General features: G+C 68.1%; 15 protein-coding genes. 9 read left to right on the forward strand and 6 right to left on the reverse strand.

What is annotated here, in order from left to right; genetic code table 11:
• The first annotated feature begins 205 nt into the window (after positions 1-205).
• The gene (dnaG, locus tag ACFQ4H_RS30640; protein ID WP_377577821.1) at positions 206-2080 is read left to right on the forward strand and encodes a DNA primase; all 1875 of its coding nucleotides are present in this window, start codon (positions 206-208) and stop codon (positions 2078-2080) included.
• A 3-nt stretch (positions 2081-2083) separates the two neighbouring features.
• Positions 2084-2608, forward strand: a complete 525-nt coding sequence (locus tag ACFQ4H_RS30645) for a hypothetical protein (RefSeq protein WP_377577824.1) — start codon at positions 2084-2086, stop codon at positions 2606-2608.
• Between the two features lie 69 nt (positions 2609-2677).
• Here ACFQ4H_RS30645 and ACFQ4H_RS30650 read toward each other — a convergent pair whose 3' ends face one another.
• The 3 genes from ACFQ4H_RS30650 to ACFQ4H_RS30660 form a co-directional block, all read right to left on the reverse strand.
• The gene (locus ACFQ4H_RS30650) at positions 2678-3190 is read right to left on the reverse strand and encodes a pyridoxamine 5'-phosphate oxidase family protein (RefSeq protein WP_377577827.1); all 513 of its coding nucleotides are present in this window, start codon (positions 3188-3190) and stop codon (positions 2678-2680) included.
• Between the two features lie 53 nt (positions 3191-3243).
• A complete protein-coding gene (locus ACFQ4H_RS30655; protein WP_377577830.1) occupies positions 3244-4716 on the reverse strand; it encodes a DHA2 family efflux MFS transporter permease subunit in 1473 nt (490 codons plus the stop codon).
• 89 nt (positions 4717-4805) lie between these two features.
• Positions 4806-5867, reverse strand: coding sequence for a sugar phosphate isomerase/epimerase family protein (locus ACFQ4H_RS30660; RefSeq protein ID WP_377577833.1), 1062 nt, complete (start codon positions 5865-5867; stop codon positions 4806-4808).
• Positions 5868-6040: 173 nt separating this feature from the next.
• On the opposite strand from ACFQ4H_RS30660, the gene ACFQ4H_RS30665 reads away from it, so the two are divergent.
• Entirely contained in the window at positions 6041-6973 is a 933-nt protein-coding gene (locus tag ACFQ4H_RS30665; protein WP_377577835.1) for an ABC transporter ATP-binding protein, read from the forward strand.
• A gap of 139 nt (positions 6974-7112) precedes the next feature.
• Positions 7113-7517 carry a carboxymuconolactone decarboxylase family protein gene (locus ACFQ4H_RS30670; protein ID WP_377577838.1) on the forward strand — a complete coding sequence of 135 codons (405 nt, stop codon included), beginning with the start codon at positions 7113-7115 and terminating at the stop codon, positions 7515-7517.
• 18 nt (positions 7518-7535) lie between these two features.
• Here ACFQ4H_RS30670 and ACFQ4H_RS30675 read toward each other — a convergent pair whose 3' ends face one another.
• Together ACFQ4H_RS30675 and ACFQ4H_RS30680 are read right to left on the reverse strand one after the other, a co-directional pair.
• Positions 7536-8123: a DUF4279 domain-containing protein gene (locus ACFQ4H_RS30675; protein ID WP_377577841.1), complete on the reverse strand. Its 588-nt coding sequence runs from the start codon at positions 8121-8123 to the stop codon at positions 7536-7538.
• A gap of 142 nt (positions 8124-8265) precedes the next feature.
• Positions 8266-9123, reverse strand: a complete 858-nt coding sequence (locus ACFQ4H_RS30680) for an NAD(P)H-binding protein (protein WP_377577843.1) — start codon at positions 9121-9123, stop codon at positions 8266-8268.
• Positions 9124-9190: 67 nt separating this feature from the next.
• Between ACFQ4H_RS30680 and ACFQ4H_RS30685 the strand changes: the two genes are divergently transcribed.
• The 5 genes from ACFQ4H_RS30685 (at position 9191) to ACFQ4H_RS30705 (ending at position 14107) form a co-directional block, all read left to right on the forward strand.
• The gene (locus tag ACFQ4H_RS30685; protein WP_377577846.1) at positions 9191-9799 is read left to right on the forward strand and encodes a TetR/AcrR family transcriptional regulator; all 609 of its coding nucleotides are present in this window, start codon (positions 9191-9193) and stop codon (positions 9797-9799) included.
• 243 nt (positions 9800-10042) lie between these two features.
• On the forward strand, positions 10043-11242 hold the full coding sequence (locus ACFQ4H_RS30690; RefSeq protein WP_377577848.1) for an NAD(P)/FAD-dependent oxidoreductase: 1200 nt from the start codon (positions 10043-10045) through the stop codon (positions 11240-11242).
• A 231-nt stretch (positions 11243-11473) separates the two neighbouring features.
• Positions 11474-12463, forward strand: coding sequence for an RNA polymerase sigma-70 factor (locus ACFQ4H_RS30695; RefSeq protein ID WP_377577850.1), 990 nt, complete (start codon positions 11474-11476; stop codon positions 12461-12463).
• Between the two features lie 103 nt (positions 12464-12566).
• Positions 12567-13346, forward strand: coding sequence for a hypothetical protein (locus ACFQ4H_RS30700; protein ID WP_377577858.1), 780 nt, complete (start codon positions 12567-12569; stop codon positions 13344-13346).
• A 23-nt stretch (positions 13347-13369) separates the two neighbouring features.
• The gene (locus ACFQ4H_RS30705; RefSeq protein ID WP_377577853.1) at positions 13370-14107 is read left to right on the forward strand and encodes a hypothetical protein; all 738 of its coding nucleotides are present in this window, start codon (positions 13370-13372) and stop codon (positions 14105-14107) included.
• Positions 14108-14248: 141 nt separating this feature from the next.
• Here the strand turns inward: ACFQ4H_RS30705 and ACFQ4H_RS30710 are convergent, their stop codons facing one another.
• Entirely contained in the window at positions 14249-15088 is an 840-nt protein-coding gene (locus ACFQ4H_RS30710; RefSeq protein WP_377577855.1) for a hypothetical protein, read from the reverse strand.
• Positions 15089-15275: the final 187 nt, after the last annotated feature.

Here is a 15275-nt window from a genome sequence, read left to right on the forward strand (position 1 = left end):
GTGGCGAAGTCGGGCGTGGAGCTGTGCCGTCGTCCCGTCGGCAGCACCTCTTGTCAACACGTCGTTGGTATCATGCCGACACGGTGTCGGTAAAACTGGCCACGCCGTTACCCGCAGTCGACCCAGTCACCCGCCGGCACGGGCCCCCTGAAGTGCCACCACCCGAGGCGGCAGGGCAGGATGTACGCCGGAGGGGGTGGCGAGGATGGCGGGGGGCCGGATCCGGGACGAGGACATCGCGCTGGTCCGTGAGCGCACCTCGATCGCCGACGTGATCTCCGAAACGGTCACGCTCAAGTCGGCCGGGGGCGGCAACCTCAAGGGCCTGTGCCCGTTCCACGACGAGAAGACGCCCTCGTTCACCGTGGCACCTGCCCGTAACGTCTTCTTCTGCCACGGGTGTGGTCAGGGTGGCGACGCGATCAAGTTCCTGATGGACGCCGAGCACCTGACGTTCATCGAGTCGGTCGAGCGGCTGGCCGGTCGGGCCGGTATCCAGCTGCGCTACATCGAGACCGGTGCCGCCCCGATCCGCCAACAGCACGGGCAGAAGCAGCGGCTGGTCGCCGCGCACGCCGCCGCCGTCGAGTTCTACGCCAGCCAGCTCGGCACCGCCGGGGCCCGTCCGGCCCGCGAGTTCCTCGCCCAACGGGGTTTCGACCGGGCCGCCGCCGAGAGGTACGACTGCGGATTCGCCCCCGAGGGTTGGGACCACCTGACCCGGCACCTGCGGCAGAAGGGCTTCACCGCTCCCGAGCTGATCACCGCCGGGCTGGCCCGGGAGGCCCGCTCCGGATCGCTGATCGACCGGTTCCGGGGCCGGCTGCTCTGGCCGATCCGGGAACTGACCGGCGACGTGATCGGCTTCGGCGCCCGCAAGCTCTTCGACGGCGACGACGGCCCGAAGTACCTGAACACGCCGGAGACGCCGATCTACAAGAAGTCGCACGTGCTCTACGGCGTCGACCAGGCAAAACGGGAGATTGCCAAGCAGGGCCGGGCGGTCATCGTCGAGGGCTACACCGATGTGATGGCCTGTCACCTGGCCGGCGTACCCACCGCCGTGGCGACCTGTGGCACCGCCTTCGGTGCCGACCACATCGGCGTACTGCGTCGGCTGCTGATGGACACCGACGCGATCGCCGGTGAGATCATCTTTACCTTCGACGGGGACGCCGCCGGGCAGAAGGCGGCGCTGCGGGCCTTCGAGGAGGACCAGCGCTTCGTCGGGCGTACCTTCATCGCGGTCAGCCCGGACAACATGGACCCCTGTGACCTTCGGCTGGCCAAGGGCGACATGGCCGTACGCGACCTGGTCGCCCGCCGGGAGCCGCTGGTCGACTTCGCGTTGCGTCAGGTGATCAGCCGGTTCGACCTGGACACCGTCGACGGCCGGGTCGAGGCGATGCGCCGGGCCGCACCGCTGGTAGCCAAGATCAAGGACCGGGAGAAGCGCCCCGAGTACGTCCGCAAGCTCGCCGGTGACCTCGGGATGGAGATCGAGCCGGTGCAGCGCGCGGTGCTGGCCGCCGCAGCCACCCCGGACAAGGGTGCTGCCGGCCCCACCCCGTCGGCCGCCCGGGCGACCCCGGCCGCGCCAGCCGGGGACAGCCCGCAGGCCATGGTCGAACGGGAGGCCCTGAAGCTCGCCATCCAGGTGCCGGTGCTGGCCGGACCGATGTTCGACGCGCTCGGCCCGGAGGTCTACCAGCACCCCGTACACCTGGTGGTGCGCCAGGCGGTGGCCGAGGCCGGCGGCGCGGCGGCGGCGACCGGCGGTGTGGTCTGGATCGAACAGATCCGCGACGCCTGCCCGGACCTGGCCGCCCAGGCGCTGGTGGGTGAGTTGGCCGTCGAGCCGCTCCGGCTCGACGGGGACGCGGACCCACGCTACGTCTCGATCACCCTGGCCCGGTTGGAGTGGGGCTCGGTCACCGCCCGGATCGCCAACCTCAAGTCGAAGGTGCAGCGGGTCAACCCGGTGGCCAACAAGGACGAGTACTTCGCGCTCTTCGGTGAGCTGCTCTCCCTGGAGCAGCACGCCCGGGCGTTGCGTGAGCAGGCAGCGGGAGGTCTGTAGCCGATGGGGATCTTCAGACGTCGGCCGAAGCTGCCCGCCGACCGACGGCCCGCCCTGGACCGTGACGAACGGGTGCTGGCCTGGTCGTCGGTGGCCAACGGCGACCGGGTCGTCGTGGCGACCAACTACGGGCTCTGGCTGCCCGATCAGGAACAGCGGTTGGGCTGGCACGACATCCTCAAGGCGGTCTGGTCGGGGCGGGAGCTGACGGTCACCCCGGCCGAGCTGGTCGAGGAGCGCGACGACTACCTCGTCGTCGCCGACCGGCCGGCGCTGACCTATCTGCTGGTCGACCCGGGTGACCTGCCACATGAGGTACGGACCCGGGTGACCCGGTCGGTCGCGTACACCACACACCACCGCATTGGCGGCGGTGGGGTACGGGTGGCCGCCCGGCGGGTCAGCGGGGTGGACGGTCTGAGCTGGACGGTGCGTTACGACCCGGGTACGACCGTCGACGACGCGCTCGCCGAGGAGACCGGGCAGCTGGTGTCGCTGGCCCGGAGCGCGGCCACCCCCGGCGACTGACCTGGCCACCGGGACCGACCTGGCCACCGTCCGCCAGGCTCGAACCTCTCGTGCCCGCCCGATCTCCGGTCAGTCCCCGGTGGGGATGTCGAGGGCCGTTCCGTACAGCCGGGACACCCGGATTCTGATCACCACGCGCCGGTCCGCCACCAACTGGGCGAGGAAGGCCGCCTCGTCTGCGGGATCCTCGAAGCCGGGTGTCATCGCCAGCAGTTCCTGCCCGATCGCGTCACCGGGCACGGTCGTCACCTCCGATACCTCCGCCTCGCCCTCGGCAACGGCGAACGACCAGACATCCGGACCGTTGACGTGCAGGGCGGCCTGCGGGTTGCGCCGCAGTTGACGGACCTTGAGCCGGTCGACCGTGGTGGAGATGCGTAGTACCCGTTCCTCGGGGTTCCAGTGGTAGAGCACGGTGGACAGGTGCGGGTGGCCGCTGCGCTTGACGCTGGCCAGTACGCCGAACTGCTGCTGGCGTAACAGTCGGGAGAGTTCCTCCTCTGTGAGCACCCGGGGCGCGGGTCCGGCACCCGGCTTCTGCTCTTCCTCGTTCGTCACGGTCCCGTTCTCGATCGTGCTCATCGGATCTACCTTTCGCTGGTCGTGGGGAGGGTCAGACGTGGTTGTGGGGAGGGTCAGACGGCAGTGGCGTGCGCGGTGGCCGGGGAGCTGGATTCCTCCCCGGCGATGGGCCGCTGCCCGGGCTGGCGTAGCACGGTGAACGCGACGACGAAGGCGGCGACGAGCAGCCCGGCACCGACGGCGAAGGCCAGGTGGTAGCCGCCGGTCAGGGCCGCGGCCCGGTTCTGACCGTCCGCCAGCAGGTTGTCGGTGCGGGATGCCGCCAGTGTGGAGAGCACCGCGACGCCCATCGCCATGCCGATCTGCTGGGTGGTGTTGAACAGGCCGGAGGCGAGTCCGACATCGTCGCTGCGCGCGCCGGACATGCCGAGCGTGGTCAGTGCCGGTAGGGCGAGCCCGAAGCCTGCGGCCAGCAGCATCACCGGGAGCAGGTCGGTGAGGTAGTTCGCGTGTACGGGGACGCGGGTGAGCAGCCCGAGGACGCCGACCAGGAGCACGAGCCCCACCAGTAGGACGTTTCGTTCACCGAAGCGGGCGTTCAGCCGAGCGGCGACGCCGAGAGACACCGCGCCGATGACCGCCGCCGCCGGGAGCATTGCCAGGCCGGTCTTGGCGGCGCCGTATCCGAGCACGTTCTGTAGGTAGAGGGCGACGAGGATCTGGAACGAGAACAGCGCGGCGACCATCAGGATCTGGACCAGGTTGGCCCCTGAGACACTGCGGGAACGGAAGATCCGTAGCGGCATGAGCGGGTTCTTCGCGGTGGCCTGGCGGACGACGAACGCAACGAGCAGGCCGACGGCGAGGGCGCCGAGGCCGAGCGTGGACGCCGATGTCCAGCCATGCTCCTCGATCTTGACGACGGTGTAGATGCCCAGCATCAGTCCGCCGGTCACCAGGAGGGCGCCGATGGCGTCGGCTCCGGCCGAAAGGCCGAGCCCACGGTCGGCGGGCAGCACCGGTATGGCGATCGCGAGCGCCGCGAGCCCGATCGGCAGGTTGATGAAGAAGATCCAGTGCCAGCTCAGTGAGTCGGTCAGGACGCCGCCGAGTACCTGCCCGATCGAGGCCCCGGCGGCACCGGTGAAGCTGAAGACGGCGATCGCCTTGGCGCGTTCCCTGGGCTCGGTGAAGAGTGTCACGAGGATGCCCAGGCTGACCGCGGCGGCCATCGCGCTGCCGATGCCCTGTAGGAGGCGGGCGGCGATCAGTACCGCTGGGGAGGTGGCCACACCCGCCAGCATCGAGGCCACGGTGAACACCGCGGTGCCGGCCAGGAACATGCGCTTGCGGCCGATCAGGTCGCCGAGCCGTCCGGCCAGCAGTAGCAGGCTGCCGAACACGATCAGGTAGGCGTTGACGACCCAGCTCAGGCCGACGGATGAGAAACCCAGGTCGTCCTGGATGGCCGGCATCGCCACGGTCACGATGCTGCCGTCGAGGATGATCATCAACATCCCCGAGGCGATCACCCCGAGGGCGAGCCAGCGCGACCGGGGCGCATCAGGAGTAGAGGTAGCGGACATGTGGTCCTCCCGTTGGACGAGGCAACGGGAGTGACCGTAGCAGATAGTTCCGTTGTAGACGATCTGCTTGTGATCTAACTTTCGTGCGCTCAGAAGCGCAGCGCCCTCATGTTGTCGTAGCTGCGGCTCGCCGCGCCGTAGACGCCGCCCTGCTCGGGCGGGGTCGAACCGGCGTTGTCCTGTTCCCAGATGTAGTGGTGATCGTTGATCGAGGCGAGGCTGTCGAAGAACCGTTCGAACGGGATGTATCCACCCGGGACCCCGAACTCGGTCATCGACAGGCTCGTCCCCCCGGCGTTGAGTACGCCATCCTTGACGTGGAACAGCGGGAAGCGCTGCTGTCGCCGGCTCAGTGTCCGGATCGGGTCGAAGACGTCGGTCCGGGTGGCGCCGCTCTCGTCGACGTACGACCTGAACCGCACCTGTGCCTGGTAGGCCCAGTAGATGTCCATCTCGAAGTGGACGAGGTCGGGTTCGGTGAGGTCGAAGAAGTACTCCAGTCCGCGTACGCCGCTGGACCGGGTCGGTTTGCCGCCCGCGTCCAGCGGTCCGGCATCGAGCAGGAAATCGTACTCGCCATCGTGATTGTGCTGGTAGAACTTCAGGCCCCGGGCCCGCGCCGCCCCGCCGACGGCGTTGTAGCGGTCGGCCGCTGCCCGCCAGTCGGCCCGGTAGCGGCTGCCGGTGGGTGCGTCGGCGGTGCCGACGTGTGCCATGCCCAACATTTCGGCGATGTCGAGTTGCCGGGTCAGGTCGTTCCAGAACGTGCCGAAGCCGAGGTGTGCGCCGACCGCCCGCAGCCCGTTGTCGTCGAGGATGCGGCGGATCGCGAGGATGTCCGCGTCGGTCGGGTTGCCGATGCCATAGCCGGCGAACTCGATCTCCTTGAACCCGAGGGCGGCGAGCCTGGGCAGCTTCTCCGCGAACGGTGCCGGGTCGCTGCGTACCGAATAGAGCTGGATGCCGATCCTGCCGACCGGTAACCGGGTGCCCCGGTGGTCGCGGACCGGACCGCCGTCGTGTGCCTGGGCCAGGCCGTGCCACGGCCCGGAGATGGAAATCGCGCTGGCCGCCGCGCAGGCGGAGAGGCCGAGGAAACCGCGTCGGCTCCAGGGGTTGGAGTGCGGGGTGGGAGTGGCTGCTGTACCCATGGCTTCCCTCCTGGATCTCGTTGAGCCGGACCGTACTCACTCACGACTGAACTCAAAAGATAGACGAGTGCAGATTGAACTTCCATCTATGCGTTGCCAGCTTTCGTCGATGTGGGCGAAAGTCGGGGAAAAGTCGCTGGGGCGGGCCGGGCGGCCCGACTAGGGTCGTCACCGTGACGGCCGAGCGACCTCTCATCCACGCCCGAGGGCTGATCAAACGATTCGGCGACTTCACCGCCGTCGACGGGATCGACATCGACGTACGCGCGGGCGAGGCGTTCGGATTCCTTGGACCCAACGGGGCCGGCAAGAGCTCGACCATGCGCATGATCGGGTGCATCTCCCCGCCGACCGGCGGCGAGTTGAGCATCCTCGGAATGGATCCCCGCCGCGAAGGGCCGGCGATCCGGGCCCGGCTCGGCGTCTGCCCGCAGCAGGAAAACCTCGACCCGGAACTGACCGTCCAGGAGAACCTGACCACCTTCGCCCGCTACTTCGGCATTCCACGCCGGACAGCCCGCTCCCGGGCCGCCGAGTTGCTCGACTTCGGACAGCTCTCGGAGCGGGCCGCCAGCAAGGTCGAGCCGCTCTCCGGTGGCATGAAGCGCCGGCTGACCATCGCCCGTGCCCTGGTCAACGAGCCGGAGATCGTGCTGCTCGACGAGCCGACCACCGGGCTCGACCCGCAGGCCCGGCACCTGGTCTGGGAGCGCCTGTTCCGGCTCAAGCAGCAGGGCGTCACGCTGGTACTCACCACCCACTACATGGACGAGGCCGAGCAGCTCTGCGATCGACTGGTCGTCATGGACGGCGGCCGGATCGTGGCCGAGGGCGCACCGCGCGACCTGATCGACCGCTACTCGACCCGGGAGGTGGTCGAGCTGCGGTTCGCCGCCGAGTCCCAGGAGGACTTCGCCGGCAAGCTGGCCGGGATCGGTGAGCGGACCGAGGTGCTACCCGACCGCATCCTGCTCTACGTGGCGGACGGGGATGCCGCCGTGGCGCAGGTGCACGACCGGGGGCTGTCACCGGCCAGCGTGCTGGTGCGGCGCAGCAGTCTGGAGGACGTGTTCCTGCACCTCACCGGCCGTACGCTGGTGGATTAGTCGCAGAGCGCCACGGCTGCTCCGGGCTGGAGCGTCACGCGGAAGATGAGTTGTTTATCCGGCACGACCTCGGGTATCGGCAGGGCCCGGGGCTGGTACCCCGGGCGACCAGACGACGACTCAAGGGTAGGGCGCGACCATGACCGCTGATGCTGACGAACAGTACGAGCGTGGCCTGGAGGCACTACAGCAGGCCGCCGGTGGCGCCGCACAGAAGCTGCTCGATGCCCTTGCCGACGTCTCGCCCGAGCTCAGCCACCGATCTGTCACCTGGTCGTACGGAGACCTCTACGTCCGGCCCGAACTGCCGCGTCGCGACCGGGAACTGCTGACCCTCGGCATACTCACCGGTCTCGGAGGGGCCGAGGCCCAACTTGAGGTGCATGTCAACGGCGCGCTCAACGCCGGCCTGACACCCTCCGAAATCGTCGAGGCGCTGCTACAGGCGGTGGTGTACTGCGGCGTGCCGCGGGCGGTGAACGCCACCCTCGTCGCCAAGAAGGTCTTCGCCGAACGCAACCTGCTCCCGGTCCGTCCCCAGTAGCCGGCGGCGCCGGATCCACTAGTCGGGTAAGAAGACGTACTGGTCGTGTTCTATGGCTAGCCCCAGTCGGGCCAGCCGCCGCAGGGTCTGCGACGTGTACGTGATGGCGGCGGTGGACACGTGAGGTTCACCATCGTCGGTGTTGCGGTCGCCGTGCATGGTGATGACCACCATGATGCCGGCGCGCATGCCCAAGGTGCGGCACGCCGTGTCGATGCCGTCGGCGTACGGCTCGATGGCGTCCAGCAGGGGAACGACGACCTCTTCGGTGATGTAGTTGTGCACCTCTGGTAGCTCGTACTTCCAGCTGCTGAACCGGCGCAATCTCGAGGTTCCCGATATCGGATCGCCGGAACGCCATGCCTTGGTCGGTTGAAGCCCTACCAGCCTGGTGACCTCGTCGGGGTCGAACACCATCAGAGCGATATGGCTGGGGGTGTACGGCGGGTCGGTAAACTCGACGTCCCGTTCCAGATGCAGGTACGCACGTTGAGTGCAGCCGGCCGGAGAATCGGTGATGCACTTGTCCTCTGTCATCGGTACGAACAATAGTGCAGGCCATATGGTCATGTCGCGCCCATATCTACAGAGGACGATCGACAGCATTCGGATGTCGATAAAGTTCGACATTTTTGGTGGCGGGTGCTACCGGCAGAGCCAGAACGCATCTCCGTCGTGACGGATCACGTCTTCATCCGAGTCCGGGATACCGTGCGCCTCAGACTGCCGGAGGCGATTCTGTCGATCGCTACTCGACCCGGAAGGTGGTCGAGCTGCGGTTCGCCGCCAGGAACTCGTCGAACGTGCGCGGTGCCCGCCCGGTCAGTTCCCGTACCGTCGGAATCACCTCGGACATGCCGCCGGACGCCATGTCCGCGTAGAGCCACAACAGGTCGGTCACGAACCAGTCGGGCAGCCCGCGCGCCCGTAGGTCCTCAGCCGCCTCGGCGGGGGGCAGATCCCGGAAGGGTGCGCCGAGCTTCGCCGCGATCTCCCGGTGCGTCAGCGCCTCCGGACCGGTGAGCGGGTGGACCGTGCCAGCGTCCTCGGGATCGCTCGTCAACAGCACGGCGGCGCAGGCGGCGATGTCGTACGCGTCGATGTAGGCGACCCGGCCTTCGCCGTACGGACCCGCCACCGTGTTGTCACCGGCAAACCCGCCCTCGCCGGTGAAGAAGTTCTGCATGTAGCCGGTGGGTTGCAGGGTCGACCACGTCAGGCCCGACCCATGGAGATGCTGCTCGATCTCCCAGTGCGCCCGCACCGACAGCTTCGCCTCGGGGCCGGGTTGCCACGCCGACACCTTGACCAATTGCGCGACTTCGGCTGTGCGGGCCGCGTCGATGGCGGCGATCTGTTGCCGGACCATCGGTTGCGGTCCGGGCACCGGGAGCGCACCTCCGCTGTTGAGTAGCAAGCGGTCGACGCCCTTCAGGGCGGCTGACACTGATGCCGGCTCGTCGAGGTCTCCCACGACGAAGTCACAGCCCAGTTTTCTGCCCTTGGCCTCGTCCCGTACCAGGGCCCGGAACGACGCCCCGGCGTCGTCGAGTGCCCGTACCAGGTGTCGACCGATCGTGCCGGTCGCTCCGGTCACCAGGATCATGGGTTTCCTCCGAAGTAAGATGAGGCGCCCTCAAGAAGCTAGCAGTAAGTCGAGGACCACTCAAGTTATGTCGGAGTCATCACGACCGACGCCGGTACGGCGTCCACGCGCGGACGCGCGGCGTAACCGCGAACGGCTGTTGGCCGAGGCCGAGGCTGTTCTGCGGGAACAGGGCACCCAGGCCTCGCTGGAGCAGATCGCCCGGCGGGCGAAGGTCGCCATCGGTACGCTCTACGCCCACTTCCCCAACCGGCACGCCCTGCTGATGGCGTTGCTGTCCGACCGGCAGGATGCCGTATTCGTCCTGGGCGACGAACTCCTGGCCGACCGGACCACCCCGCCCGACGAGGCGCTCGACCGGTGGATGCGGGCTGTCGCCGAGCACGGCGCGACCTACAGCGGACTGGCCGACCAGTTGCTGGGCAGCCTCGACGACGCGACCTCCGCGCTGCACCAGGCGTGCAAACGGATGTCGGAAGCCGGTGGGGCACTGGTCGAACGGGCCCGAGCGGCCGGGGTGATCCGGGCCGACGTGTCGGCGGACGACGTCTTTGCCCTCATCAGCGCAGCGGCCTGGTTGTACGGCAACCTGTCCGACCCCGGGCACGCCGACCGGCTGGCGTCGGTCATCTTCAGTGGTCTGCGGCCCGTTCAGGCCGGGGTGGTACCGGCGTAGTCGCGGGCGAAAGCCCGAGGCCGTCCGACATCGTGGCGACCTGATTCCGGCGAGCGGGCCCGGGTCGCGATGGGCTCGGAACGAGCCGTGGGTCGCGATGGGCTCGGAACGATCCGTGAGGCCCTCGTGCTGCTCGCAGGTCACCGGCGCGCCACGTCCGTAGAGTGACGTGCCTCACGCGCTGTCACAACGATCGATCACACGGTGTCTCGAGGCTGAACCCCTCGAACTGAAGGAGACACCATGACTGGGAAGACCGATGTCATCGTGATCGGCGGCGGATACGCCGGCGTAATGGCAGCCAACCGCCTGACGCAGCGCGACGACGTGACAGTGACCCTGATCAACCCGCGCTCGACCTTCGTCGAGCGGCTCCGCCTGCACCAACTGGTGGGCGGGTCCGACGACGCGGTCGTCGACTACCGGAGGATCCTGGCCGACGGTGTCCGGTTGCTGGTCGACACCGTGACCCGGATCGACGCGGGCGGGCGCGGCGTGACGCTGGCGTCGGGCGGCACGGTCGGCTACGACTATCTGATCTACGCGGTGGGCAGTGGCAGCGCCCATCCGCGTGTGCCCGGGGTGGCGGAGTTCACCTACCCGATCGCCACCCTGGAGGAGGCGCAGCGGCTACGGACGGTCGTCGCCGCCGTGCCGGCAACGGCCCCGGTAACGGTTGTCGGAGCTGGTCCGACCGGCATCGAAACCGCCGCCGAACTGGCAGAGGCGGGACATGCCGTGACCCTGGTCTGCGGCGGGGTACTCGGTCCGTACCTGCATTCGCGGGGGCGACGCTCGGTTGCCAGGTGGCTGGCCAAGCTCGGGGTGACCGTACTCGACGGCCCCGACACGCAGGTGACCGCTGTGACGCGTGATGCCGTACAGCTCAGCGACGGCCGCGAGGTGCCGAGCCAGGTGACCATCTGGACCGCCGGGTTCGGTGTGCCGGACCTGGCCCGCCACAGTGGACTGAGCACGGACTCCATGGGCCGCCTGCTCACCGACGAGACGTTGACCAGCGTGGACGACGTACGCATCGTCGCGGCCGGTGACTCGGCGGCACCGTCGGACCTGCCGTACCGGATGGGCTGCCAGTCCGCGGTTCAGTTGGGCCCGCAGGCCGCCGAGACGGTACTCAGCCGGATCGCGGGCCAGCAGCCCAAGCCGGTCGACGTAGGGTTCGCCGGCCAGTGCCTCAGCCTGGGGCGTCGCGCCGGCATCTTCCAGTTCGCCCACCGAAACGACACCGCGATGAGGCTCTACCTCGGTGGTCGCCCGGCGGCGAAACTCAAGGAGTTCGTGGTCAAGCACACCGTCGAGCAACTGGCGTACGAGGCGCGCAAGCCCGGTTCGCGCTCCCTGTGGTTCAAGGATGACCAGCGTCAGCAGCAACTGCGGGCGAAGTGCCGTGAGACGCGGCCCGCCGCTGAACAGACAGCCTAGCCAGGCGCCATGGTCGGTCCGGTCCGACCACGACGGAGTCGGAGCACATGTCGTGCGGCGACGCCCCGCATCACGGAGCGTCGCTGCACGCATGCGTTCATCAACGGATCTCTGCGCAACGGATCGTCGGCAACCTGGCGTGTCACAGCCGTGCGCCGGGTGGTGTCCCATTCTCGATCACACCAACAGGTGGGTCGGATCCAACGGCTGCCAGCGAAGGAGGACCCTGCCGTGGATGCACAATTGAACGTCTCCGGTGAGCTGCATGCCGTCGCCGGAACCGCCGACAACCAGGGGCCGGCCGAGAACGGGAGAGGTCGGGATTTGAGCGACCACGCCACCGACCTGGCGACCGAGACCTTCGTCGCCCACCGCAACCTGCTCTTCACCGTCGCGTACGAGATCCTCGGATCGGTGGCCGACGCGGAGGACGTTCTTCAGGAAACCTGGCTGCGGTGGGTCCGGGTCGACCTGGGGCAGGTACGCGACCAGCGCGCCTACCTGGTCCGGATCACGACCCGCCAGTCGCTCAACCGACTGCGCGCCATGAGGCGACGCAAGGAGGCGTACGTCGGTCCCTGGCTGCCCGAGCCGATGCTCACCGCGCCGGACGTGGTCGAGGACATCGAGCTAGCCGAGAGTGTGTCGATGGCGCTGATGCTCGTCCTCGAGACGTTGTCGCCAACCGAGCGCGCCGTATTCGTGCTGCGTGAGGCCTTCGATTTCAGCTACGACGAGATCGCAGCCGCTGTCGACAAGAGCCCAACTGCCGTACGCCAGATCGCGCACCGCGCCCGCCAGCACGTCGATTCCCGCCGCCCTCGCCAGGTGGTCTCCGCCAGCGAGACCCGGGCGGCTCTGGAATCGTTCCAGCGCGCGGTCGAAACCAGGGATCTACAGGGCCTTCTCGACGTGCTCGCCCCTGAGGTCGTTCTCGTGAGCGACGGCGGTGGCGTCAAGCACGCTGCGCTACGACCGGTCACCGGTGCCGAGAAGGTGGTCCGCATGTTCTTCGGTGGTCTGGGCAAGGTCGAGGGCACGCTCACGGTTGAACCGACCGTGGTCAACGGCAATCCGGCGCTTGTCGTCCGCCTGGACGGTGAACTCGACGGCATCATAACGGTCCGGGTCGAGGACGCCCGGATCACCGGCCTCTACTACGTCCGTAACCCGGAGAAGCTGACCCGCGTCGAATCCGAGACCCCGCTCACCCTGCGGTGACGTGTGGACCAGCGGCAGGCGCGGGTGCCCCGGTGCATCTCGGAGGTTGTTAAGGTCGATGCCTTCGTCGGCGGGAGGGCGGCGGCAGGACATGCGGGTGACGATGACGAGCGCTGCGCGGCCCGGCCGCGCGAACGAGGACTTCACCGGTGCCCTACCGGCGGCAGCGGTGTTGATCGACGGTGCCGGTATCCCCGGCACCGAATCGATCTGCCGGCACGGCGTCGCCTGGTACGCCAGCCGCCTGGGCGGCAGCCTTCTCGGCCTGCTGGCACTCGCGCGGGACCGCAGCCTTTCGGTGCTGCTGGCCGAGGCCATCGAACAGGTGACGGACGATCACCGGGACACCTGCGACGTAGGCAACCCGATTAGTCCGTCGGCGACCGTGGCCATCCTGCGCCTGTCCGGCGGCCTCGTCGAGTACCTGGTGCTCGGTGACTCGGTCGTCGTGCTCGACAGAGCGGACGCTGCCCCGCTCGTCGTCTCCGATCCCCGAGAGGTGGTCATCAGCCGGTCGTACGAATCCCTGCTGAAGGGTGTCGCGGAGGGGAGCGACGAGTACCACCGGATCCTCCGGGACCTGCGTGCCAACCGGAACCAACCGGGGGGCTTCTGGCTGGCCAAGGACGACCCGCAGGCGGCGGACGAGGCGCTCACCGGAAGCTGTCCGGTCTCCGAGCTGACCGGTGCCGCCCTGCTCAGCAACGGAGCCAGCCGCATCGTGGACCGGTTCCAGCTCGCCGACTGGCCAGGGGTCATGGCCATTCTGGCGTCGAGCGGACCCGCCGAGATCATCCATCGCGTACGGCAGGCGGAGGCGTGCCACGACGTGGCGGCGGACGATGCGACGATTGCACACTGTACGGACCTCGGCGGGGCCTGACCGTCACCTGGCTCGCTGAGCCGGTGGTTGAAGGGCTGCTGATGCAGGAGGAGCAGCGGCTCGTCTCGTTCTGGTCGAAAACCTCGGGCCAGTCGCTCATGCCCGGTTCCGGCACACTGACTGCCATGATGCGGGAGCATGATCGCGTGCGGTGGGTGGCGGCTGGACCGGTCGTAGGGATGGTGTTGGGTGCCGTCGATTCGGTTGTGAACCATGTGCCGATCTGGCTCGGCGAAGTTGGCACTGCGCGCGCCGAGCGTGGTGGCTGGTCGCAGGTCGCAGAGTTCGTGAGCCTGGTTCTCGACGCAGGATGGGCATGGGCCGCGACGGCTGTGCTGGCGGGCTGGCTGGTGAGTCGGCGTACACGACCCGCTGTGGGGATGCTGCGCGGCGCGGTAGCCGGGGGAGTCGCGTTGGTGTTCGCCACCACCGCTTACTACGGCATGGACGTGCTCTTCGATGGCGGTGCATGGTGGGGCATGGCGACCCGGTACTGGCTGATCGCCAGCGTGGTGCTCGGCCCTGCGCTCGGGGTTGCCGGTGCGTTGATCCGGCGACCCGGTCTGGCCGGGACACTCGCGGCACTACTGGTGCCTGCTGGCGCCGCACTGCAGATGGTGGCGCTGCCTCCACCGCCGGAAAGCCTGATGGCTCTGCCGGTGCGGCTGACCGTTTGGGTATCGGCGGCGGTAGCCACTGTGTTGATCATCCGCGCGAGGGGTCGTCGGGGGTTTCTGGCGCCATCAGTCAGGCCGAACTGAGGCCAGCTTGGCCGGTTCGCTGGGGCTTGCACGATGACGTTGGCAAGCCTTTCGATGCCCCCAGACATTCGCCGGTTGGCCCCCCTCTTCGGTACGACCGTGCATCGCGCACTGCCGTCGGCGGGCATCTGACTCTCGCGCCTATGCCTCGTGGACCGCGTTGCGGTTTCGTAGCCACAGGCGCACGACCCACTCGTTGGCCCCGGCCGGCGGCTTGGCGTCAATGCGGAATGTAGGCGCCGTCTCGACAAGATGTAGCAGCGTCCACGACAAGCCGTAGCAGCTGTCGACTCCGAAGCAGTCAATCAGCAGCCGCGCTTCATCGTCGGTGACCGGCCCGGCGATCTGGTGCAGGCGCCGCTCTCGTTCCTCGATATCGTCCTGCTCGGCCGTCTCCTCGGCGGGTAGCGGCCCCAGATCCGCGAAGGCGCGTACCTCCACCCGAACAGCGGTCACCGGTCGAGGCCGGCCAACCGTCGTCCAGTCCGTAGGTGCGGGTGGGACGAGCTCGCCGGCTTCGTACCGGTCGAGCCGTCGAAGGATCTCGGGCAGGTCCGAGGCAGGGAAGCAGACCTGTAGCAGACGCAGCGCAAAACTCGACGGTAGGGTCTCATCGAACATCGCCAGGTCCATCGGTTTGACCGTGACGTCCCAGGCATGTGGGGCAGCCCAGTGCGTCATTCTTACGTAGAACGCGTCACGGGGGCCGGCCTGCGCGATGGCGCTGAGAAACCGGAGGCCGTCCTGGATGGGAAAGTCGATGAAGGCCCATCCTTTGCGCGACTGGACGTACACGTCCATGTGGGGCAACGTGTCCGTCCAGCCTGCGTTGCTTTCACCGGCGTCCTGGCAGCTGGTGAATGTCTCAAACCCGTTGCGCCAGAGCGCCTCGACCAGGGGCGCCAGCATCTCGTCGATATCGGCGGTTCGCTCACCAACCCGGACGGTGCGAACCGGATGGGTATTGGTCGATTCTGCCATCCGGAGGAGCTTACTCGACCGCCTACTACATGGATCGCTGTGGCGACGTCCGTTCAACGTCCTCCTCCCTGGTCGACCAGGCCTGGCGGGCTAGTGTCTCGTGATCCCGATGTCTTTACTTGAGATGTGTTGTGGTTGGCTGTGTCGGTGGAGATGTCGTCGGATGAGCGGGCCGAGCTTCGGGCGT

The organism is Micromonospora sonneratiae, from assembly GCF_042679305.1.
Classification (GTDB): domain Bacteria; phylum Actinomycetota; class Actinomycetes; order Mycobacteriales; family Micromonosporaceae; genus Micromonospora_H; species Micromonospora_H sonneratiae.